At 54.0% G+C, this 22384-nt stretch carries 17 protein-coding genes; 8 read left to right on the forward strand and 9 right to left on the reverse strand.

The features are described 5' to 3' along the window. Nucleotides 1-34: 34 nt before the first annotated feature. Both EOS98_RS21690 and fabR read right to left on the reverse strand, forming a co-directional pair. Nucleotides 35-394: a YijD family membrane protein gene (locus EOS98_RS21690; RefSeq protein WP_000813838.1), complete on the reverse strand. Its 360-nt coding sequence runs from the start codon at nt 392-394 to the stop codon at nt 35-37. A gap of 15 nt (nt 395-409) precedes the next feature. After that, nucleotides 410-1045, reverse strand: coding sequence for an HTH-type transcriptional repressor FabR (fabR, locus tag EOS98_RS21695; protein WP_000971958.1), 636 nt, complete (start codon nt 1043-1045; stop codon nt 410-412). 198 nt (nt 1046-1243) lie between these two features. Between fabR and sthA the strand changes: the two genes are divergently transcribed. Further along, nucleotides 1244-2644, forward strand: a complete 1401-nt coding sequence (gene sthA, locus EOS98_RS21700) for a Si-specific NAD(P)(+) transhydrogenase (RefSeq protein WP_126524384.1) — start codon at nt 1244-1246, stop codon at nt 2642-2644. Here the strand turns inward: sthA and oxyR are convergent. The 4 genes from oxyR to argC form a co-directional block, all read right to left on the reverse strand. Then, nucleotides 2627-3544, reverse strand: a complete 918-nt coding sequence (gene oxyR, locus EOS98_RS21705) for a DNA-binding transcriptional regulator OxyR (protein ID WP_001025919.1) — start codon at nt 3542-3544, stop codon at nt 2627-2629. The two genes, sthA and oxyR, sit on opposite strands and share 18 nt — an antisense overlap. Before the next feature lie 283 nt (nt 3545-3827). Beyond that, nucleotides 3828-5204: an argininosuccinate lyase gene (gene argH / locus EOS98_RS21715; RefSeq protein WP_126524385.1), complete on the reverse strand. Its 1377-nt coding sequence runs from the start codon at nt 5202-5204 to the stop codon at nt 3828-3830. Nucleotides 5205-5321: 117 nt separating this feature from the next. Beyond that, the gene (gene argB / locus EOS98_RS21725; protein WP_126524386.1) at nt 5322-6098 is read right to left on the reverse strand and encodes an acetylglutamate kinase; all 777 of its coding nucleotides are present in this window, start codon (nt 6096-6098) and stop codon (nt 5322-5324) included. A 7-nt stretch (nt 6099-6105) separates the two neighbouring features. Further along, nucleotides 6106-7110 (reverse strand): N-acetyl-gamma-glutamyl-phosphate reductase, encoded by a 1005-nt coding sequence (argC, locus tag EOS98_RS21730; protein ID WP_000935332.1) that lies wholly within the window; start codon nt 7108-7110, stop codon nt 6106-6108. 88 nt (nt 7111-7198) lie between these two features. Between argC and argE the strand changes: the two genes are divergently transcribed. The 7 genes from argE (at nt 7199) to EOS98_RS21770 (ending at nt 17225) form a co-directional block, all read left to right on the forward strand. Beyond that, a complete protein-coding gene (gene argE / locus EOS98_RS21735; RefSeq protein WP_000800208.1) occupies nt 7199-8350 on the forward strand; it encodes an acetylornithine deacetylase in 1152 nt (383 codons plus the stop codon). A gap of 368 nt (nt 8351-8718) precedes the next feature. Then, nucleotides 8719-11370, forward strand: coding sequence for a phosphoenolpyruvate carboxylase (gene ppc, locus EOS98_RS21745; RefSeq protein WP_001005548.1), 2652 nt, complete (start codon nt 8719-8721; stop codon nt 11368-11370). A 210-nt stretch (nt 11371-11580) separates the two neighbouring features. Then, a complete protein-coding gene (locus tag EOS98_RS21750) occupies nt 11581-13314 on the forward strand; it encodes a phosphoethanolamine transferase CptA (RefSeq protein ID WP_001192092.1) in 1734 nt (577 codons plus the stop codon). Between the two features lie 160 nt (nt 13315-13474). Further along, complete coding sequence (locus EOS98_RS21755) at nt 13475-14311, forward strand: helix-turn-helix transcriptional regulator (protein ID WP_000274595.1); 837 nt, start codon at nt 13475-13477, stop codon at nt 14309-14311. Nucleotides 14312-14565: 254 nt separating this feature from the next. Then, on the forward strand, nt 14566-15228 hold the full coding sequence (fsa, locus tag EOS98_RS21760) for a fructose-6-phosphate aldolase (protein WP_000424866.1): 663 nt from the start codon (nt 14566-14568) through the stop codon (nt 15226-15228). An 11-nt stretch (nt 15229-15239) separates the two neighbouring features. Then, the gene (gldA, locus tag EOS98_RS21765) at nt 15240-16343 is read left to right on the forward strand and encodes a bifunctional L-1,2-propanediol dehydrogenase/glycerol dehydrogenase (RefSeq protein WP_000374031.1); all 1104 of its coding nucleotides are present in this window, start codon (nt 15240-15242) and stop codon (nt 16341-16343) included. A gap of 258 nt (nt 16344-16601) precedes the next feature. Next, on the forward strand, nt 16602-17225 hold the full coding sequence (locus EOS98_RS21770) for a DUF1287 domain-containing protein (RefSeq protein ID WP_000666689.1): 624 nt from the start codon (nt 16602-16604) through the stop codon (nt 17223-17225). A 57-nt stretch (nt 17226-17282) separates the two neighbouring features. On the opposite strand, the gene katG is transcribed toward EOS98_RS21770, so the two are convergent. From katG to EOS98_RS21785, 3 genes are all read right to left on the reverse strand, one after another. After that, nucleotides 17283-19463, reverse strand: coding sequence for a catalase/peroxidase HPI (katG, locus tag EOS98_RS21775; RefSeq protein WP_000108105.1), 2181 nt, complete (start codon nt 19461-19463; stop codon nt 17283-17285). Nucleotides 19464-19627: 164 nt separating this feature from the next. Continuing rightward, entirely contained in the window at nt 19628-20518 is an 891-nt protein-coding gene (gene metF, locus EOS98_RS21780; protein WP_042948963.1) for a methylenetetrahydrofolate reductase, read from the reverse strand. 194 nt (nt 20519-20712) lie between these two features. Further along, the gene (locus EOS98_RS21785; protein ID WP_094897845.1) at nt 20713-22269 is read right to left on the reverse strand and encodes a bifunctional metallophosphatase/5'-nucleotidase; all 1557 of its coding nucleotides are present in this window, start codon (nt 22267-22269) and stop codon (nt 20713-20715) included. Nucleotides 22270-22384: the final 115 nt, after the last annotated feature.

Genomic DNA, 22384 nt, shown 5'->3' on the forward strand with positions numbered 1-22384 from the left:
ATGGCCGGTTATACCGCCATCCGGCCTTCGCACACTACTCTGCGGTGTCCTGCTTGCGGTTACGCAGCTTAAAGCCAATCCAGAATACCAGAATCACCGACAGCACCGCCGGGAAGAAATTAGAGCCAATATCCGGATATTCTGCACGCACGACGGTGCTATACAGTAAAACGCCAAGAATGAAACAAGCGGCGGCCAACCCCGGCAAACCTACCGGCATAGTACGATTTTGGTAGCGCTGATGCAGGCAATATACCGTCAGCACCAGCGAGATAACCGGGAATACGGAGAACGGCACAATAGCGCTAAACAGCGCCGCGAATGTGCCGTTAATCGATAAGCCAGCGATGAGCGCCAGCAACAGCGTACCTTTATCTTGACCTGACTGTTTCATTACTCGTCCTTCACGTTATTCGGAATGATGTGCTATTTTCTCTTGCTCACGGCGATACCAGTAATACGCCCCTTTCGCAATCATGCGCAGTTGCAATACCAGCCGCTCTTCTAATTGCCGACGCTGTTCAGCGCCGATGTCCAACGCCTCTGCGCCCGCGCTAAAGACAATAGTCACCATCGCTTCGGCCTGGGCTTCAGTAAACGCGCGCGGCATATGGTTTTCGAGTTCCAGATAGTCGGCAAGTTCCGCAATAAAATGCTGAATCTCCCGCGCGACGGCGGCACGAAACGCCGCTGAAGTGCCGGAACGCTCGCGCAACAACAGACGGAAGGCGTTGGGGTTGTTGCCGATAAACTCCATAAATGTGGAGACCGACGTGCGAATGACGCTGCCGCCTTTCGCGATGCGCTGTCGCGCCTGACGCATCAACTGACGCAGCATCAGACCGCTTTCATCCACCATCGTCAGACCGAGTTCATCGACATCGCGAAAATGACGGTAAAACGACGTTGGCGCAATGCCCGCTTCACGCGCCACCTCACGCAAACTCAGGCTGGCAAAACTCCGCTCAGCGCTCAGTTGGCTGAATGCGGCTTCCACCAGCGAACGCCGGGTTTTTTCTTTTTGTTGCGCTCTAACACCCATCACAATGTCTGAATCCTTCCATATGCCTTATTCGGCACTATACCAGAGAATAAAAGTAACGGGTTCACACTGGATTGTGAATGATTGTTTACAGACAGTTTGTGCTCCGGCTTCGCAAAAAAGCACAACGATAATTGGGTTAAAGCTGGGCAAATGTTATCATCGTGTTTATTTTATGTATAAAAACAGGTGAGTAATACCATGCCACATTCCTGGGATTATGATGCAGTCGTCATAGGGTCAGGCCCCGGCGGTGAAGGCGCTGCAATGGGTCTGGTTAAGCAAGGAGCACGCGTCGCGGTGATTGAGCGTTATCATAACGTTGGCGGCGGATGTACCCACTGGGGCACCATCCCATCCAAAGCCCTTCGCCACGCCGTCAGCCGCATTATTGAATTTAATCAAAACCCGCTCTATAGCGACCACTCCCGTCTCCTTCGTTCTTCTTTCGCCGACATCCTTAATCATGCCGATAACGTGATTAATCAACAAACGCGTATGCGTCAGGGGTTTTATGAGCGTAACCACTGTGAAATATTGCAGGGCAACGCCCATTTTATTGACGAACATACCCTGGCGCTGGAATGCCATGACGGCACGGTTGAAACCCTGACGGCAGAAAAATTTGTTATTGCCTGTGGTTCGCGTCCTTACCATCCCAGTGATGTGGATTTCTCGCATCCGCGCATTTATGACAGCGACTCAATCCTGAGTCTCCACCATGAGCCGCGCCACGTTATTATTTACGGTGCCGGCGTTATCGGCTGCGAATATGCGTCCATCTTCCGCGGTATGGATGTGAAAGTGGATCTGATCAACACCCGCGATCGCCTGCTGGCCTTTCTCGATCAGGAGATGTCCGACTCTCTCTCTTACCATTTCTGGAATAGCGGCGTGGTTATTCGCCACAATGAAGAGTATGAGAAAATCGAAGGCTGCGATGATGGCGTCATCATGCACCTGAAATCCGGCAAAAAACTGAAGGCTGACTGCCTGCTCTATGCTAATGGCCGTACCGGTAACACCGATTCGCTGGCGCTGGAAAATATCGGTCTGGAAACAGACAGCCGTGGACAGCTCAAAGTCAACAGTATGTACCAGACCGCCCTGCCGCACGTCTATGCGGTGGGCGACGTGATTGGCTATCCCAGTCTGGCCTCCGCCGCCTACGATCAGGGGCGTATTGCAGCGCAGGCGCTGGTGAAAGGCGAAGCGACCGCGCATCTTATCGAAGATATCCCCACCGGGATTTATACCATTCCGGAAATCAGTTCTGTCGGCAAAACCGAGCAGCAGTTAACGGCAATGAAAATGCCTTACGAAGTGGGCCGCGCGCAGTTTAAGCATCTGGCGCGAGCACAAATCGTCGGCATGAACGTCGGCACGCTAAAAATTCTCTTCCACCGCGAAACCAAAGAAATTCTGGGGATTCACTGCTTTGGCGAACGCGCCGCCGAAATTATTCATATCGGCCAGGCGATCATGGAGCAGAAAGGTGGCGGTAACACTATCGAATACTTCGTTAACACCACCTTTAACTACCCAACCATGGCGGAAGCTTATCGGGTTGCGGCGTTGAACGGCTTAAACCGCCTGTTTTAACGCCTTGTCGAAATGGCCATCCATTGCGCCACGGATGGCCTCTGCCAGTTGCTCATAACGGCTACGCAGCGGCGATCCCGGGCGATAAACCAGCCCCACGGTACGACGCGGCTCCGGCTTAATACATGGCAGATAAACCACGCCGTCGCGCTTACGCTCCTGCGGTACGGCCAGCGCGGGAAGTAGTGTAATACCACTGCCCGCCGCTACCATGTTGCGCAGCGTTTCCAGACTGGTCGCCCGGAAATGGGTATCTTCATCCGCTCCCGCTTCAAAACAGAACCCCATCGCCTGATCGCGCAGACAGTGGCCATCTTCCAGCATCAGCAATTTCTCGCCCGCCAGATCGGACATCGGCACGCGATCGCGATTCGCCCACGGATGATCCTCATAAATAGCCAGCATCATGGGCTCATCAAACAGCGGCACTTCGATAAACGCCTCGCTCTCTTTCACCAGCGCCAGAATAGCGCAGTCAAGCTTGCCGCTATCGAGTTGCGCTAACAGCTGATGCGTTTGCGCCTCATGCAGATACATTTCCAGCTTCGGGAAAGTCTGGTGCAACATTGGAATGATAAGCGGCAGCAAATAGGGACCAATCGTTGGGATTAAACCAATATGCAGCGGGCCGGACATCGTCTCGCCTTGTTGGCTTGCCATCTCCTTGAGCACCTTGACCTCACGCAGTACGGTACGCGCCTGATCCACCAGCAGTAAGCCCGCCTGGGTAAACAGCACTTTACGGCTCGTACGCTCCAGCAGCATAACGCCCAGTTCATCTTCCAGCTTGCGTATTTGCCCGCTAAGGGTTGGCTGGCTGACGTGACAGGAGTCCGCCGCTCGCCGGAAATGGCGATGTTCGGCTAACGCCACCAGATATTCAAGATCACGAATATTCATTATTCATCCTCCGTCGCCACGATAGTTCATGGCGATAGGTAGCATAGCAACGAACGATTATCCCTATCAACCTTTCTGATTAATAATACATCACAGAACGGAGCGGTTTCTCGTTTAACCCTTGAAGACACCGCCCGTTCAGAGGGTATCTCTCGAACCCGAAATAACTAAAGCCAACGTGAACTTTTGCGGACCTCTGGTCCGCTTTTTTTTGCGTAAAAAAGCCCGGCGTCGCTGATGCTCGGCCGGGCAGTATTACCTGATAGCGTTACGCTTATAAGGCCTACAACGCGAGGCGCGCCCTGGCATCGTCGATGGCCTGCGCCACCTGCTGCGGAGAAACGCCGCCTTTTGCCGCCCGTTTATCCAGACACGACTGCAAAGACAATATCGGATACACATCGTCGCCAATCACGCGGCTGAATTTCTGTAAATCGGCCAGCGGCAACGCTTCCAGCGGCTTACCCTGGCGAATGGCTTCTACCACCGCTTCGCCGACAATATGGTGCGCTTCGCGGAACGGCACGCCTTTCGCGACCAGGTAATCCGCCAGCTCCGTGGCGTTGGCATACCCCTGTTGCGCCGCGTCCTGACAACGTGGGCGTTTCACCTGAATACCGTCCAGCACCAACGCCGCCATATGCAGGCAGTCAAGCCAGGTATCGAGCGCATCGAACAGCCCTTCTTTGTCTTCCTGCATATCTTTGTTATACGCCAGCGGCAGACCTTTTAAGGTCATCATCATGCCGGTTAGCGCCCCTTGTACGCGACCGCACTTACCGCGAATCAGCTCCAGCGCGTCCGGGTTTTTCTTCTGCGGCATTAACGATGAACCGGAAGTCACGCGGTCAGAAAGCTCTACAAAACCCGCTTCACCAGAATTAAAGAAAATCAGATCTTCCGCGAAGCGTGACAGATGCACCATGCCGATAGCCGCATCAGAAAGCAGTTCCAGTACGTGGTCACGATCGGACACGCTGTCCAGGCTGTTGCGGGTCGCAGACGCAAAGCCCAGCCAGCCTGCCAATTGTTCACGGTCAATTTCATAGGCCGTTCCCGCCAACGCGCCGCAGCCTAGCGGACTCACGTCCAGACGTTTAAGCGTGTCCTGCAGGCGGCTTTCATCGCGCGCCAGCATTTCGACATACGCGAGACACCAGTGGGCGAAAGTCACCGGCTGCGCGCGTTGCAGATGGGTATATCCCGGCATTACCGCGTCCTGGTTCGCCTGCGCGGTTTCCACCAGCGCGCTCTGTAGCTGGCGGTTAGCGGTAAGCAGTTCCCTCACCGTCTCTTTGCACCACAGTTTCAGGTCCGTCGCCACCTGATCGTTACGGCTGCGCCCGGTGTGCAGCTTTTTACCCAACTGACCCACTTTGTCGATGAGCTTACCTTCCACCCAGCTATGGATATCTTCCGCATCGCTTTGCAGGATTTGCTGCGGATTCGCGCGAACCTCTTCCAGCAGCACGTTCAGCGCGTCTTCCAACTGTCGTTGCTCATCGGCAGTCAGTACGCCTACCGTGACCAATGCTTTGGACCAGGCCACAGAACCGACAATATCCTGCTCCGCCAGACGGTAATCGAAGCGCAACGAATCATTGAATTGTTTAAACCGCTGGTCTGCCGCCTGTGTAAAACGCCCACCCCAAAGTGCCATAATAGACTTCCTTAAATTCTTCGAATTTCACTGCCGGATGGCGCTACGCTTATCCGGCCTATAATTTCTGTTCACGTAGGCCCGATAAGGCGCAGCCGCTATCGGGCGAACAAATACTTAAGCCAGAATACGCGTGCCAATCGGCGTGCCGTTAAACAGCGCCGGCAGTTGCTCCGCATGACGCCAGGAAGCGATATCCACCGGGCGACCCAGCGCCCGCGCAGCATCGAGAGCCGCATTCACTTTCACAATCATCCCGTCGGTAATAATGCCCTGGTCGATAAGCTGCTCGGCTTTGGACGCCGTCATTTCGGCGATACGCTGGCCTTTGCCGTCCAGAATACCGCTCACGTCGGAAAGCAGGATCAGATCGGCCCCCAGCGTCGCCGCCAGCGCGGTTGCCGCCTGATCGGCGTTGACGTTCATCAGTTGGCCGTCGTCTGTTACGCCAATGGAGCTGACCACCGGCAGGAAGCCGTTTTCCAGCAGCATGTTAATCAGCTTCGGCGACCCCGGCTGCGCCAGCCCGACGTGGCCTAACGCTTCATCGAGTTGAGTCACGTTTACGCTGTCGCCATCGCCCAGAAACAGACCAACAGAGGCGATATGGTGTTTCTTCGCCCAGGCCAGCAAAGTTTTGTTAGCGGTTCCCGCCAGCGCGCCGGTAATGATGCCAATCTGATCGGCAGGCGTCACGCGCAGTCCGTCTTTCTTTTTCACCGGCAAATTAAGCCCTTTCATCAGCTCATCCACCACGCAACCGCCGCCGTGAACAATCACCAACGGACGCTGTTGGGACTCACGATAGTTGACCAGCGCGGTAAAAAGACGTTCCAGAGCCTCTTCGCTATCCAGTAATACGCCACCCAGCTTGATAATTAATGGATTCATCATTTCACCCTTAAATAAGAGACTGCGTTTCAGCGAAGCCAAAACGAATATTAGCGCACTGCACCGCCTGAGCCGCTGCGCCTTTCAACAAGTTGTCTTCGGTTGCCACCACAATCAGATGTTCGCCCTGGACGGCAAAACCAATATCGCAGAACGGCAGCCCGACGACGTTCTTTAACGCCGGAACGCCTTTGTCATACAGGCGCACCAGCGGTTTGTCGCCATAGGCTTTTTGCAACACGTCGGCGACCTGCGCATGGGTTACTCCCGCTTTCAGGCGGCAGGTAATGGTTTCCAGAATCCCGCGCGGAAAATTCCCCAGATGCGGGGTGAAGATGACCTCCGCGCCCAGATGGGCGGCGATTTCCGGCTGATGACGATGCGTAAACACGCCATACGGTTGCAAACTCACTTCACAGAAACTGTTCGATATTGCCGCTTTGCGCCCCGCGCCGCTCACTCCGCTGGTGGCATTAATTACCGGCCACTGCGTCAGATCCAGAAGCCCGCCGTCAATCAGCGGTTTTAGCGACAACTGCGCTGCGGTTGGATAGCAACCAGGAACCGCAATCAGATTCGCCGTGTTCAGTTTATCGGCATTCCACTCCGCCAGACCGTACACCGCCTGCTCCAGCAGCTCAGGATACTGATGAGTAAATCCGTAGTACTTTTCATAGAAGGCGCGATCGTTTACCCGAAACGCGCCGGAAAGATCGAATACGACGCATCCGGCCTGTAAAAACTGCGGCGCCAGATCGTGGCTCACTTCATGCGCTGTCGCCAGGAACACCACATCAACATCTGCGCTAAAGTCACGTACATCCGACATCGGTTGCAATGGCAGGTCGACAATCCCTTTTAACTGCGGATGTAAATCAGAAATTAACTTTCCTGCATCATTGCTTTGCGCTGAGACGGTCAAAGCGGTTATGGTCATATGTGGGTGGCGATTTACGTAGCTTACAAGCTCTGCGCCCGCATAACCGCTAGCGCCTACAATCAGCGTATTCAACATCGGGTTCCTTTATGCTCAACGTTAATGTATTTTTATTCATAATCAATGCATGAATATTGATACTATCATGACCTGAGGTGTGTCAACAATGAAAAACGTTTTACCGCCATTTATCGAGATTTACCGCGCTCTGATTGCCACACCGTCGATAAGCGCAACCGAAGAATCCCTGGATCAAAGTAATGCGTCTTTAATCACTTTGCTTGCAGGCTGGTTCAGCGATCTTGGTTTCAACGTAGAGGTTCAACCGGTTCCAGGAACGCGAAACAAATTTAATATGCTCGCCAGCACCGGACATGGCGCGGGCGGTTTGCTGCTGACCGGCCATACCGACACGGTTCCCTTTGATGACGGACGCTGGACGCGCGACCCGTTCACGCTGACCGAGCACGACAATAAGCTCTATGGTCTGGGCACTGCGGATATGAAAGGCTTCTTCGCTTTTATTCTGGACGCGCTACGTGACGTTGACGTCACAAAGTTGAAAAAGCCGCTCTACATTCTGGCGACCGCCGATGAAGAGACCAGCATGGCGGGGGCGCGTTATTTTTCCGAAACCACGGCATTACGTCCGGACTGCGCGATCATTGGCGAACCGACGTCGTTGCAACCGATACGCGCGCACAAAGGGCATATCTCTAATGTCGTTCGCGTCCTGGGGCAGTCCGGTCATTCCAGCGACCCGGCGCGTGGGGTTAACGCCATTGAACTGATGCACGATGCGATTGGCCATATCATGCAACTGCGTGACTCGCTGAAAGCGCGGTATCACTACGAGGCGTTTACCGTTCCGTATCCAACGCTGAATCTGGGCCATATTCACGGCGGCGATGCCTCAAACCGTATCTGCGCCTGCTGCGAATTGCATATGGATATTCGTCCACTGCCGGGCATGACGTTAAACGACCTTAATGGACTGCTTAACGACGCGCTGGCCCCGGTAAGCGAACGCTGGCCGGGCCGCCTGACGGTGGCGGAATTACATCCGCCGATTCCAGGTTACGAGTGTCCACCGGACCACCAACTGGTTGAAGTAGTAGAAAAACTGTTGGGAACAAAAACCGACGTGGTGAACTACTGTACTGAAGCGCCGTTTATGCAGACATTATGCCCAACGCTGGTGCTTGGTCCGGGCTCAATTAATCAGGCGCATCAGCCGGATGAATATCTCGAAACGCGTTTTATTAAGCCAACCCGGGAATTGATTACCCAGGTAGTACACCATTTTTGCTGGCATTAATGCATATTGCCCGGTGACGTGATGTTTACCGGGCCTACCCCGTCTTGTAGGCCGGATAAGCGCAGCGCCATCCGGCGTCTCTACGCCACATGTTCATAAGCATTTCTTATTTGGCACGATGCGAATTAACTTTAATAAATTACCGCCATTTTTTCGTTTGCTGAACCGATTTCGCAGTAATTGACGCCACGGGTTTTACGTGGCTTTATAAAAGACGGCTAAAAAGCAAAGTCCGAAAAATTTCACGTCACAGCAAGGCGGCAAACGAGCCCATTTCGCAGAACTGGCATACGGGCGAGCGCAGCCACTGCCGCTGTGGCATGAAAGAGACAGGGCAATTACATTAAAGATGGGGTGTCTGGGGTCATATGAACGAACAATATTCCGCGTTGCGTAGTAATGTCAGTATGCTCGGCAAGGTGCTGGGAGAAACCATCAAGGATGCGCTGGGAGAACACATTCTTGATCGCGTAGAAACAATCCGTAAGCTATCCAAATCTTCACGCGCCGGCAATGAAGCTAATCGCCAGGAGCTGCTCACCACGCTACAAAATTTGTCTAATGACGAGCTGCTGCCAGTTGCGCGCGCGTTTAGTCAGTTCCTGAACCTGGCCAATACTGCCGAGCAATACCACAGCATTTCGCCAAAAGGCGAAGCCGCCAGCAACCCGGAAGTGATTGCCCGCACTCTGCGTAAACTAAAAAACCAACCGGACCTCAACGACGCAACCATCAAAAAAGCGGTAGAGTCGCTGTCTCTGGAGTTGGTGCTAACCGCCCACCCGACAGAAATTACCCGCCGTACGCTTATTCACAAGATGGGTGAAATCAACAACTGTCTGAAACAGCTTGATAATACCGATATCGCCGACTACGAACGCCACCAGGTGATGCGTCGCCTGCGCCAGTTGATTGCCCAATCCTGGCATACGGATGAGATCCGCAAGCAGCGTCCAAGCCCGGTGGATGAAGCCAAATGGGGCTTCGCCGTGGTTGAGAACAGCCTGTGGCAGGGCGTACCTAACTATCTGCGTGAACTGAACGAACAGCTGGAAGAAAATCTCGGCTACAAATTGCCGGTGGATTTTGTGCCGGTACGTTTTACCTCCTGGATGGGCGGCGACCGTGACGGCAACCCGAACGTGACGGCGGATATCACCCGCCACGTGCTCTTGTTAAGCCGCTGGAAAGCCACCGATCTGTTCCTGAAAGACATTCATGTTCTGGTATCAGAACTGTCGATGGTCGACGCCACGCCGGAGCTGCTGGCGTTAGTGGGCGAAGAAGGCGCGTCTGAGCCGTATCGCTACCTCATGAAAAAATTGCGCGCCCGTCTGATGGCGACCCAGTCCTGGCTGGAAGCGCGTCTGAAAGGCGAGAAGCTGCCCAAACCGGCTGGCCTGCTGACGCAAAACGAGCAGCTCTGGGAACCTCTGTACGCCTGCTACCAGTCGTTACAGGCCTGCGGCATGGGCATTATCGCCAACGGCGAGTTACTCGACACGCTCCGCCGCGTGAAGTGTTTCGGCGTACCGCTGGTGCGCATTGATATCCGTCAGGAGAGCACCCGCCATACCGAAGCGCTGGGCGAAATTACCCGCTACCTTGGTATTGGCGACTACGAAAGCTGGTCGGAAGCCGACAAGCAGGCCTTCCTGATCCGCGAGCTGAACTCCAAACGTCCGCTGCTGCCGCGTAACTGGGAGCCGAGCAACGATACCCGCGAAGTGCTTGAAACCTGCAAGGTTATTGCCGAAGCGCCAAAAGGGTCGATCGCCGCCTACGTAATTTCAATGGCGAAAACGCCGTCTGATGTGCTGGCTGTGCATCTGCTGCTGAAAGAGGCTGGTATCGGCTTTGCCATGCCGGTCGCGCCGCTGTTTGAAACCCTCGACGACCTGAACAACGCCGACGACGTGATGACCCAGTTGTTGAATATCGACTGGTATCGCGGGCTGATTCAGGGTAAGCAGATGGTCATGATCGGCTACTCCGACTCGGCGAAAGACGCCGGCGTTATGGCCGCGTCATGGGCGCAGTATCAGGCGCAGGACGCCCTGATCAAAACTTGTGAAAAAGCTGGCATCGAGCTCACCCTCTTCCACGGCCGCGGCGGCTCTATTGGCCGTGGCGGCGCGCCAGCCCACGCGGCGCTGCTTTCGCAACCGCCAGGCAGTCTGAAAGGCGGTCTGCGCGTGACCGAGCAGGGCGAGATGATCCGCTTCAAATACGGCCTGCCGGAAGTCACCGTCAGCAGCCTGTCGCTCTACACCAGCGCAATTCTGGAAGCAAACCTGCTGCCGCCGCCGGAACCGAAAGACAGCTGGCGTCATATTATGGATGAGCTTTCCGTCATCTCCTGTGAAACCTACCGCGGCTACGTGCGCGAAAATAAAGACTTTGTACCGTACTTCCGCTCCGCGACGCCGGAACAAGAGCTGGGCAAATTGCCGCTCGGCTCACGTCCGGCGAAACGTCGTCCAACTGGCGGCGTCGAATCGCTGCGCGCGATTCCGTGGATCTTCGCCTGGACGCAAAACCGCCTGATGCTGCCAGCCTGGCTGGGCGCGGGTACTGCGCTGCAAAAAGTGGTGGAAGACGGTAAACAAAGCGAACTGGAAGCCATGTGCCGCGACTGGCCGTTCTTCTCCACGCGTCTTGGGATGCTGGAAATGGTATTCTCGAAAGCCGACCTGTGGCTGGCCGACTATTACGATCAGCGTCTGGTGGCGAAAACGCTATGGCCGCTGGGCAAAGAGCTACGAGACCTGCTGGAAGAAGACATTAAAGTGGTGCTGGCGATTGCCAACGATTCGCACCTGATGGCCGACTTACCGTGGATTGCGGAGTCCATTCAGTTAAGAAACGTTTATACCGATCCATTAAACGTGTTGCAGGCCGAGTTGCTGTATCGTTCCCGTCTGACTGAAGAGCAGGGCAAATCGCCCGATCCTCGCGTCGAACAGGCGTTGATGGTCACGATTGCGGGCGTCGCCGCCGGTATGCGCAACACCGGCTAACGCCAAAAGAAAGCCGCCCTCACGCAGTTATGTGGGGGCGGCATGAAATACTGCTGTCATCCTCGTCATTTTTTCAATATATTCCTGTCTGCATTTTATGCATTTGTAAATCTTTCTTAGCAAAACGTGCGGCATAAAGCAGGTTTGCTTCAGATTCTTTTAAGGTTCAGGCGTTACGTTTGGCGCTACGATTAAAGACAGGCTCTCATTATGCAATCCACATTACTCCAGACTAAACCCGCGTTTAGCTGGAAAGCCCTGGGCTGGGCACTGCTCTACTTTTGGTTCTTTTCCACCCTCCTGCAGGCCATTATTTATCTCACCGGATACAGTGGGACAAACGGTCTGCGGGATTCGCTACTGTACAGCTCACTGTGGCTGATCCCGGTCTTTCTGTTTCCAGGCCGCATCCGGGTTATTGCTGCCGTTATTGGCGTCGTACTTTGGGCCGCCTCGCTGGCGGCGCTGAGCTATTACGTAATCTACGGGCAGGAGTTCTCGCAAAGCGTGCTGTTTGTGATGTTTGAAACCAACGCCAATGAAGCCAGCGAATATTTAAGCCAATATTTCAGTCTGAAAATTGTTCTTGTCGCCCTGGCTTATACGGTAGCGGCGATTCTGCTGTGGACACGTCTGCGCCCGGTTTATATTCCATCCCCCTGGCGCTATCTGGTGTCGTTTGCCCTGCTGTACGGGCTGATCCTCCATCCCATCGCGATGAATACCTTTATCAAGCATAAGTCGATGGAGAAAACGCTGGATAGCCTGGCGTCACGAATGGAACCTGCTGCGCCGTGGCAATTTATTACTGGCTACTATCAGTACCGTTTACAGCTCGCCTCGCTGAATAAACTGCTGAATGAAAACGATGCCCTGCCGCCGCTGGCTAACTTCCAGGACCACTCCGGCGATGCGCCGCGCACGCTGGTACTGGTGATTGGCGAATCGACCCAGCGTGGCCGTATGAGCCTGTACGGTTATCCGCGCGAAACCACGCCGGAACTGGACGCGCTGCATAAAACCGACCCCGGGCTGACCGTGTTTAATAACGTGGTAACTTCGCGACCATACACCATTGAGATTCTGCAACAGGCGCTAACGTTCGCGGACGAAAAGAACCCGGACTGGTATCTGACGAAGCCATCGCTGATGAATATGATGAAACAGGCCGGGTATAAAACCTTCTGGATCACTAACCAGCAGACGATGACGGCGCGTAATACCATGCTGACCGTGTTCTCTAAGCAGACTGATAAGCAGTTCTATATGAACCAGCAGCGCACTCAAAGCGCACGCGAATATGACAGCAACGTGCTGGCGCCGTTTAAAGCGGTGTTAGCAGACCCGGCGCCGAAAAAATTCATTATTGTGCATCTGCTGGGAACGCACATTAAATACAAGTTCCGCTATCCAGAAAACCAGGGCAAGTTTGATGGTAAAACCGACCATGTTCCGCCGGGATTAAGCAGCGACGAACTGGAATCGTATAACGATTACGACAACGCGAACCTGTATAACGACTATGTTGTCGCCAGCCTGATTAAGGACTATAAAGCGACCGATCCGAACGGTTTCCTGCTCTACTTCTCCGATCACGGTGAAGAAGTGTATGACACGCCGCCGCATAAGACGCAGGGACGAAACGAAGATTCGCCAACCCGTCATATGTATACGGTGCCGTTCCTGCTGTGGACCTCAGAGAAATGGCAGGCGGCGCATCCGCGCGACTTCTCACAGGATGTCGATCGTAAGTACAGCAGTTCCGAGCTTATCCATACCTGGTCTGACTTAGCGGGCCTGACCTATGATGGCTACGACCCGACGCGTTCCATCACCAACCCACAGTTCAAAGAGACCACGCGCTGGATTGGCAACCCGTATAAGAAAAACGCGCTGATTGATTATGATACGTTGCCGTATGGCGATCAGGTCGGTAATCAATAGCCTGTATGTTGCCCGATAACGCTAACGCTTATCGGGCCTGGCGTTCTTCTCTCCCGTAGTCCGGATAAGGCGCAAAGCGCCGCCATCCGGCAATAATCGCTTGAGGACATCGGTTTTCGACGTTACTGTTTCCTCTGTTTGCGATCGGCAGGGGATTATCATGTATCACGACGTCAGCCACCTTCTCTCCCGTCTCATCAACGGCCCGCTGCCGCTGCGCCAGATTTATTTTGCCAGCGCCAGCGGCCCAGCGCCGGAACTGGCGTACCAGGTGGATTTTCCGCGGCTGGAGATTGTGCTGGAGGGCGAGCTTACTGATATGAGCATTACCGCCCCGCTCATTCCTTGCGATGTTCTCTACGTTCCGGCTGGCGGCTGGAACATCCCGCAATGGCAAACGCCCGTCACCACCCTGAGCATTCTGTTTGGCAAACAGCAGTTAGGTTTCAGCGTGGTCCACTGGGACGGTCAGCAGCATCAAAACCTCACGAAACAGCACGTTGCGCGCCGTGGCCCGCGTATCGGCTCTTTCCTGTTACAAACGCTTAATGAGATGCAGATGCAGCCGCAAGAGCAGCAAACGGCCAGATTGATTGTCGCCAGCCTACTAAGCCATTGCCGCGATCTGCTCGGCAGCCAAATCCAGACCGCCTCCCGCAGCCGCGCGCTTTTTGAAGCCATTCGGGAGTATATTGATGAACGCTACGCCGCGCCGTTGACGCGCGAATCGGTAGCACAAGCGTTTTATATCTCGCCAAATTACCTCTCGCACCTGTTCCAGAAAACGGGGGCCATCGGCTTTAACGAATACCTGAACCATACGCGACTGGAACACGCCAAAACGTTGCTGAAGGGCTATGACCTGAAAGTGAAAGAGGTGGCGCACCGCTGCGGTTTTGTCGACAGTAACTATTTCTGCCGCCTGTTTCGCAAAAATACGGAACGCTCGCCGTCGGAGTATCGCCGCCAGTATCACAGCCAGCTAACGGAGAAATAATCCACACGCCAATAAAGAGAATACAGTAGATAAAACGCGCATTTACTGGATTATTGTAATATCAATACAAAAACCTCACTCCCCCACATGGCATACAACAGCACGTTATACGTTAATCATCACCAACTTGTGAAGTAAATCACACTTTACCAAGGGCATCACATTTGTCTAGTTTTTGGCAGATTTGTCACATAGCGCATCCGGGGCACGCTCCTTTATCCTGTCCATAACGAAAACTCACGAAGAGAAAGACTATGGAACTCTATCTGGATACCGCTAACGTGGCGGAAGTTGAACGTCTGGCGCGCATTTTCCCGATTGCCGGCGTCACCACCAATCCAAGCATTGTGGCAGCCAGCAAAGAATCTATCTGGGATGTGCTGCCCAGGCTGCAAAACGCCATCGGCGAAGAAGGCACTTTATTTGCGCAGACCATGAGCCGCGACGCGAAAGGGATGGTGGAAGAAGCCAAACGACTGAATAACGCCATCCCCGGCATTGTGGTGAAAATTCCGGTGACCGCCGAAGGTCTTGCAGCGATTAAATTGCTGAAAAAAGAAGGCATCGTGACGCTGGGCACCGCCGTCTACAGCGCGTCGCAGGGCCTGCTGGCGGCGCTGGCGGGCGCAAAATATGTCGCTCCCTACGTCAATCGCGTTGATGCGCAGGGCGGCGATGGCATTCGTATGGTTCAGGAGCTGCAAACGCTACTGGAACATCACGCTCCCGACAGCATGGTGCTGGCGGCCAGCTTTAAAACACCGCGGCAGGCGCTGGATTGCTTACTGGCAGGTTGCCAGGCGATTACCCTTCCTTTAGATGTAGCGCAACAAATGCTCAATACGCCTGCGGTAGAGTCAGCAATAGAGAAGTTTGAGCAAGACTGGAAAAACGCTTTTGGTAATCTGAACCTGTAGGAGAGAAATGTATGGATCGCATTATTCAGTCACCAGGTAAGTATATTCAGGGTGCAAACGTCATCGCGCGTCTTGGCGATTATTTAAAACCAATGGCGAACAACTGGCTGGTTGTGGGCGATAAATTCGTGCTGGGATTTGCCGAAGAGACGCTGCGCAAAAGCCTGACGGATGCCGGTTTGTCAGTAGAAATCGCCCCGTTTGGCGGCGAATGTTCGCAAAATGAGATCGACAGGCTGCGCGCCGTCGCCGAAAAAAGTCAGTGTGGCGCCGTACTGGGTATCGGCGGCGGTAAAACGCTGGATACCGCCAAAGCGCTGGCGCACTTTATGAACGTCCCGGTCGCTATCGCGCCGACCATCGCCTCTACCGACGCACCGTGCAGCGCGCTCTCGGTTATTTATACCGATGCCGGTGAGTTTGACCGTTATCTGCTGCTGCCGCATAACCCGAATATGGTTATTGTCGATACGCAGATAGTGGCGGGCGCGCCGGCGCGTCTGCTGGCAGCCGGTATCGGCGATGCGCTGGCGACCTGGTTTGAAGCGCGCGCCTGCTCACGCAGCGGCGCCACCACAATGGCGGGCGGCAAGTGTACACAGGCCGCGCTGGCGCTGGCGGAGCTATGCTATAACACGCTGATCGAAGAAGGCGAAAAAGCCATGTTGGCCGCCGAACAGCACGTCGTCACGCCAGCGCTGGAACGCGTCATCGAAGCCAACACCTACCTGAGCGGGGTCGGTTTTGAAAGCGGCGGTCTGGCCGCAGCGCACGCGATTCATAACGGTTTAACGGCGATTCCGGATGCGCACCACTATTATCACGGTGAGAAAGTCGCTTTCGGTACGCTGACGCAACTGGTGCTGGAAAACGCGCCGGTCGAAGAAATCGAAACCGTTGCGGCGCTGTGCCATTCCGTTGGCCTGCCGATTACGCTGGCGCAACTGGATATTAAACAGGATATCCCGGCCAAAATGCGCACCGTCGCGGAAGCCTCCTGCGCAGAAGGTGAAACTATTCATAACATGCCTGGCGGCGCAACGCCGGATGAAGTGTACGCCGCGCTGCTGGTCGCCGACCAGTACGGTCAACGCTTTTTGCAGGAATGGGAATAAGGTCTGAGCAATACTCCTGACGATAGTCAGGAGTATTTCAGCTTGCTGACACAACAGAATTCAGTTGCCGAATATCGACACAGGCGCCTTATCTGGCCTTGTTATCCAATCATCCAGGCCGGGTAAGCGAAGCGCTATCATCAGGTATTCCATAGCCTGGAATCAGTCCATTTTGTCCTGAAATAGACTTTTTTATCACGCACCATTCTCTCCGCGGAAAGTCAAATGACGTACTGACACACTTCACGGACGAAGAAGATGAAATTCGCACAGGCGCTTATCGGTATTCTTGCTGCTTTTTTTATTAGCCATATCTCTCATCATTCGCCACGCTCTGATACCAGACCAATAACCGTTCAGGCGCAAACTAATGCTGCAATCGCCCAAAGTGCCGGGACGCAAATAGGTAAGACGCTATTTTATGATGCTGCCTATGTTCGTCTGGATTATCCGAATGGCGATCTTCCGCTGGAGCGTGGCGTATGTGCAGATGTCGTCATCCGCGCGCTGCGCAGTCAGCAGGTTGATTTACAGAAACGGGTACATGAAGACATGCAGGCGCATTTCTCTGCCTACCCGAATAACTGGAAGCTGAAACGCCCGGACAGCAATATCGACCATCGCCGCGTTCCGAATCTGGAAACCTGGTTCCAGCGTCAAAACAAAGCGTTGCCGGTGACAGATAAATATAGCGATTATCAACCGGGAGATATTGTCTCCTGGCGACTGGATAACGGCCTTGCGCATATTGGCGTGGTATCCCTGAACGTCACGCCTGAAGGGGTGCCGCTGGTTGTGCATAACATAGGCGCGGGAGCACAGGAGGAAGATGTATTATTTAACTGGAAAGTCACGGGGCATTTTCGTTATTTTTCGCATTAAACGCGGAAAACGTCAGCGACTACCGAATAGCAGCCGCTGACGAATTAACCTATCAGATTATTGCAGATCGAAACGGTCCAGGTTCATCACTTTCACCCATGCCGCGACGAAGTCCTTCACAAACTTCTCGTGCGCATCGCTACACGCGTAAACTTCCGCCAGCGCGCGCAGTACGGAGTTGGAACCAAACACCAGATCGGCGCGGGTCGCCGTGTATTTCACCTCGCCAGTCAGACGATCCCGGCCTTCGAACAGCTCATTAGATTCGTCGGTCGGTTTCCACTCGTAACGCATATCCAGCAGATTAGCGAAGAAGTCTGTGCTGAGCACGCCCGGTCTGTCGGTAAAGACACCGTTCTGGCTGCCGTCAAAGTTGGTTCCCAGCACACGCATCCCGCCAACCAGTACCGTCATTTCCGGCGCGGTCAACGTTAACTGCTGCGCTTTATCAATCAACAGCGATTCGGTCGTCGACACATCCAGACGCGCACGATAGTTACGGAATCCATCGGCAATCGGTTCAAGCAGCGAGAACATCTCGATGTCGGTCTGATCCTGACGCGCATCCACCCGGCCCGGCGCAAAAGGTACGCTGATGCTGACACCCGCAGCAGCGGCCGCCTGCTCGATACCGACCACGCCCGCCAGCACAATAATATCGGCCAGCGAGGCTTTATTCGTCGTTTTCTGGATCTCTTCTAATACCGGCAGAACGCGAGCCGCAACGGCGTTGACATCCCAGTCGCGCTGAGGCGCTAATGCCAGACGCGCGCCGTTAGCGCCGCCACGCTTATCGCCGCCGCGGAAAGTAGACGCGGATGCCCAGGCAACCGAAACCATCTCGCTAATAGAAAGCCCGGATGCAGCGATCGCCGCTTTCAGGTTGATAATGTCTTCCTGCGTTGGCTGGTAGAGCGGTTGCGGCAACGGGTCCTGCCAGATCAGATCTTCTTTCGGCACTTCCGGTCCGATGTAACGCGCTTTTGGTCCCATATCTCTGTGCGTCAGTTTGAACCAGGCACGAGCAAAGGCTTCATTAAAGGCCTGCGGATCGTTAAGGAAACGACGGGAAATCTTCTCGAACTCCGGATCAAAACGCAGCGTCAGGTCGGTGACCAGCATGGTTGGCTTACGTTTTTTCGACGGATCGAACGGGTCCGGGATGATGTCCGGCGCGTCTACCGCTTCAAACTGGATAGCGCCAGCCGGACTACGGGTTTGTACCCACTCATATTTGAACAGGTTCTCGAAGAAATAGTTGCTCCACTGGGTCGGCGTCTGCGTCCAGACCACTTCCAGCCCGGAGGTGATAGCATCCGCGCCAACGCCGCTACCATAGCTGCTGGCCCAACCTAAGCCCTGCGCTTCAATCGGCGCGGCTTCCGGATCGGCCCCTACATGGGATGCCGCTGCCGCGCCGTGGGTTTTACCGAGGGTATGCCCGCCAGCGATCAACGCCACGGTTTCTTCGTCGTTCATCCCCATATTGCCAAAGGTAGCGCGAATAGCGGCGGCGGCAGAAAGTGGTTCGCCGCTGTGATCCGGCCCTTCCGGGTTAACGTAGATAAGGCCCATCTCGGTCGCGCCCAGCGGCGCTTTTGCCAGCGCTTCAGGGTGTCGGTGAGTCAACCAGGCTTTTTCATCGCCCCAGTTCACATCCAGATCCGGCTCCCAGACATCTTCACGCCCGGCGCCGAAACCGAAGGTACGGAAGCCGGAGTTTTCCAGCGCCACGTTACCCGCCAGAATAAACAGGTCAGCCCAGGAAATTTTCTGGCCATATTTCTGCTTAATCGGCCACAACAAACGACGCGCCTTATCGAGGCTGACGTTATCCGGCCAGGAGTTAAGCGGCGCAAAACGCTGTTGACCACGACCCGCGCCGCCACGACCATCAATAGAACGGTAGGTGCCAGCGCCATGCCAGGCCATACGAATAAACAAACCGACATAGCTGCCCCAGTCGGCGGGCCACCACGGTTGTGAATCGGTCAGCAGCGCCTTGAGATCCCCTTTCAGGGCGGAGTAGTCTAACTTGCTAAACTCTTTGCGGTAGTCAAAGTCTTCACCCAGCGGGTTAGAACGGTTGGAATGTTGATTCAAAAGATCCACGCGAAGCTGGTTCGGCCACCAGTCGCGGCTGGCAGTCCCTGCGCCTGCGCTTCGGTCATGCCCCCCCTGATGGAAAGGACATTTTCCAGTGGATAACGTGTTATGGGTATCGTCGGTCGTGCTCATATCTCAGCTCCCTTTTAAAGTGTTACCGTTACGATATACACCAGGAGCAAATAGATATAGTTGAATTAATCCACAGATTCGATAGCTAATACCTTTTATATTTTTAGTTACAGAGATGTAGATCAATATGAGGTGTAATAAAGCTCCCGGCAGGGAGCTGGAGGTTATAAACCCGGTCTTACGCCCAGTGTGTGGCAAATGGCATAACTCATTTCCGCACGATTCAACGTGTAGAAGTGGAAATCCTTTACTCCTTCGCGACTTAAAATTTTCACCATGTCCATCGCAATGTTAGCGCCCACCAGCTTGCGGGTTTCTGCGTCATCATCCAGCCCCTCAAACATCAGTGACATCCAGGACGGAATGCGGACATTGGTCATATCGGCAAATTTTTTCGCCTGTTTAAAGTTAGACACCGGTAAAATGCCGGGAATAATTTCTACGTCGATACCGGCAGAAACACAGCGGTCGCGAAAACGCAGGTAGCTTTCCACATCGAAGAAAAATTGGGTTATCGCGCGGTTAGCGCCAGCATCCACTTTACGCTTCAGATTAAGCAGATCGGCCTGCGCGCTTTTCGCTTCCGGATGTACCTCCGGATAGGCCGCTACTGAAATATCGAAATCGGCCACCTCTTTGAGCAAACCAACCAGATCGGCGGCGTACATCTCCGGCTTACCGCTGCCCGGCGACAAATCACCGCGCAAAGCGACAATGTGGCGGATACCGTTATTCCAGTAGTCGCGGGCGATGGTGCGCAGTTCATCGCGCGTGGCGTCAATACAGGTAAGGTGCGGCGCGGCCTCAAGCCCAGTACGCTCTTTAATGCCTTTAATAACGCTATGAGTGCGGTCGCGTTCCCCGGAGTTGGCGCCATACGTTACCGAAACAAACTTCGGTTTCAGACTGCTCAGGCGATCGATGGAGTTCCACAGGGTTTGCTCCATTTCACTGGTGCGCGGCGGGAAAAATTCAAACGAAACGTTAATCTGACCCTGTACTTCCGCCAGGCTCTGATTCAGGGCTTCCCGCTGGTTGGCGTGAAAAAAGCTCATACCTTACCTCATCAATCGCATGTTATTATTTGTTGTGTTGTAAACATCTATCCGTTTAGACGTCCAGATGTAAAAATGACGGAAAAGCAGAAGGACGTCAACTGAAAAATCACGCCAAAGAATGAGGAATATTCAGCAAAGATGAATTTTCTTCATGTCACGCCGCGGCACTGAACGCGCCGCGGCAGGGGAAATTACTTCTTCACATCCGCAACGCGCATCCCTTTGAGCTGCTCATCCGTGATGGTGTTGCCCGCCTTAAAGTAATCGACTATCGCATTCGACACATAGTAGCCGCCGGAGGTGTTCCGCGCCTGGCCTTCCGTGAATGCCGCAAAACCATCGCCGCCGTCGGCAAGGAAGCTGTTGGTGGCAATATGATAAACCGTAGCATCGTCAATCGGTTTGCCATTGAGCGTCAGCACGGTAACCCGCTGGCCGACAGGTTTGCTGCTGTCATACTTCATCTCCAGCCCTTTAGACACCTGCAATACGCCGTTGCTTAAGCCAGCGCCATGCTCCATCAGGCTGCGCAATTGTTTACCGGTTAAATCCATCGTGACCAGTTCATTAGGGAACGGGAAGGTACTGATTACCGCCCCCATCGTCACCGCGCCAGCCGGGATTTCGTTGCGGATACCGCCAGAGTTGGTAAGCGCTAACTGGGTGTCTTTCCCCGCCGTCAAAAGCAGCGCATCCGCCGCCAGGTTCCCCAGCGACGACGATTCGCCATACGCGCGCGTTAACTCGACCGGCGACTGGGCCACCGTCTGCTGCACGACTTTATCGAGCTTTTTGTTCCAGCCGTCGATCACCTGTTTCGTTTGCGGATCGGGCTTCCACTCATCAGCAAAAATGGTCTTCAGCTCGAAGTTCTTCACCGTAAAGTGGTGTGGTTTCTCTTTGTAATCCAGCACCAGTTTACCCACATCAATACCGCCGCTGTCCGTTGAGAGGATCAGCGTATTACCGACTTTAATCGGTTCCGGCGTACCGACATGCGCGTGGCCGGTAATCAAAATATCCAGCCCTTTTACCTGACTTGCGGTCTGAATATCTTTATCCAGCGCGCGTCGCACATCGGTATTCCCCATGCTGGACTGGCGGGCCGGGGTGCCCTCGTGAATCAGCGCGACGGTCAGATCGACTTTACCTTTAAGTTCATCAATGTAACGTTGCAGCCACTTAATTTCATCGCGTGCCTCAATGCCCACGCGCGTCGCGGCAGAAACCGTATCATTAAAAGCAAAGACACCGTGTAAGCCGATTACGCCAATCTTGACGCCATCTTTTTCAATAATGGTGTACGGCTTATCCCAGAAGGCTTTGCTGCTGTTTTGATAAAAGATATTGCCCTGCACAATCGGGAACTTCGCCTGGCTAAGTTGCAACAATGTGTTGTCCCAGCCGTGATCGAACTCATGATTACCGATAGTGGCAGCGTCATACTGCATGGTATTCAAAATATCGATAATCGCTTTACCCTTCGTCAGGCTGCTGATATACGGTCCGGTAAAGTAATCTCCGGCATCAAAAAACCACGTCGCCTTATTTTTGGCTTTTTCCTGCTTCACCAGCGTGGTGATATTGGCCCAACCGCCAATATCGCGTTTACCGTCAGCAATCCACGGCACTTTATAAGGCTCCACATGGGCGTGTAGATCGTTGGTGTAAATAATGGTGACATCTTTGGCGCAGGCCCAGAACGGCAGCGTGAACAAAATACCGGCAGCAAGCAGTTTTACTTTCATAAATAAGTCCCTTTCAGTCATATAAAGATTCGCTACGTTACGTTCTGAAAGGTTTTTTTATGTGAGAGTCCTCACACCCGCGTACCGTTTTATGAAGGCAGAATCAACGACCTGC

The sequence above is a fragment of the Salmonella sp. SSDFZ69 genome, assembly GCF_004010755.1.
Taxonomy (GTDB): Bacteria; Pseudomonadota; Gammaproteobacteria; order Enterobacterales; family Enterobacteriaceae; genus Salmonella; species Salmonella enterica.

Bases quoted from the DNA above. Each gene is read 5' to 3' on its own strand.
- EOS98_RS21690 (WP_000813838.1), bottom strand. From the start codon at position 394: ATGAAACAGTCAGGTCAAGATAAAGGTACGCTGTTGCTGGCGCTCATC.
- sthA (WP_126524384.1), top strand. From the start codon at position 1,244: ATGCCACATTCCTGGGATTATGATGCAGTCGTCATAGGGTCAGGCCCC.
- oxyR (WP_001025919.1), bottom strand. From the start codon at position 3,544: ATGAATATTCGTGATCTTGAATATCTGGTGGCGTTAGCCGAACATCGC.
- argH (WP_126524385.1), bottom strand. From the start codon at position 5,204: ATGGCACTTTGGGGTGGGCGTTTTACACAGGCGGCAGACCAGCGGTTT.
- argB (WP_126524386.1), bottom strand. From the start codon at position 6,098: ATGATGAATCCATTAATTATCAAGCTGGGTGGCGTATTACTGGATAGC.
- argC (WP_000935332.1), bottom strand. From the start codon at position 7,110: ATGTTGAATACGCTGATTGTAGGCGCTAGCGGTTATGCGGGCGCAGAG.
- argE (WP_000800208.1), top strand. From the start codon at position 7,199: ATGAAAAACGTTTTACCGCCATTTATCGAGATTTACCGCGCTCTGATT.
- ppc (WP_001005548.1), top strand. From the start codon at position 8,719: ATGAACGAACAATATTCCGCGTTGCGTAGTAATGTCAGTATGCTCGGC.
- EOS98_RS21750 (WP_001192092.1), top strand. From the start codon at position 11,581: ATGCAATCCACATTACTCCAGACTAAACCCGCGTTTAGCTGGAAAGCC.
- EOS98_RS21755 (WP_000274595.1), top strand. From the start codon at position 13,475: ATGTATCACGACGTCAGCCACCTTCTCTCCCGTCTCATCAACGGCCCG.
- fsa (WP_000424866.1), top strand. From the start codon at position 14,566: ATGGAACTCTATCTGGATACCGCTAACGTGGCGGAAGTTGAACGTCTG.
- gldA (WP_000374031.1), top strand. From the start codon at position 15,240: ATGGATCGCATTATTCAGTCACCAGGTAAGTATATTCAGGGTGCAAAC.
- EOS98_RS21770 (WP_000666689.1), top strand. From the start codon at position 16,602: ATGAAATTCGCACAGGCGCTTATCGGTATTCTTGCTGCTTTTTTTATT.
- katG (WP_000108105.1), bottom strand. From the start codon at position 19,463: ATGAGCACGACCGACGATACCCATAACACGTTATCCACTGGAAAATGT.
- metF (WP_042948963.1), bottom strand. From the start codon at position 20,518: ATGAGCTTTTTTCACGCCAACCAGCGGGAAGCCCTGAATCAGAGCCTG.
- EOS98_RS21785 (WP_094897845.1), bottom strand. From the start codon at position 22,269: ATGAAAGTAAAACTGCTTGCTGCCGGTATTTTGTTCACGCTGCCGTTC.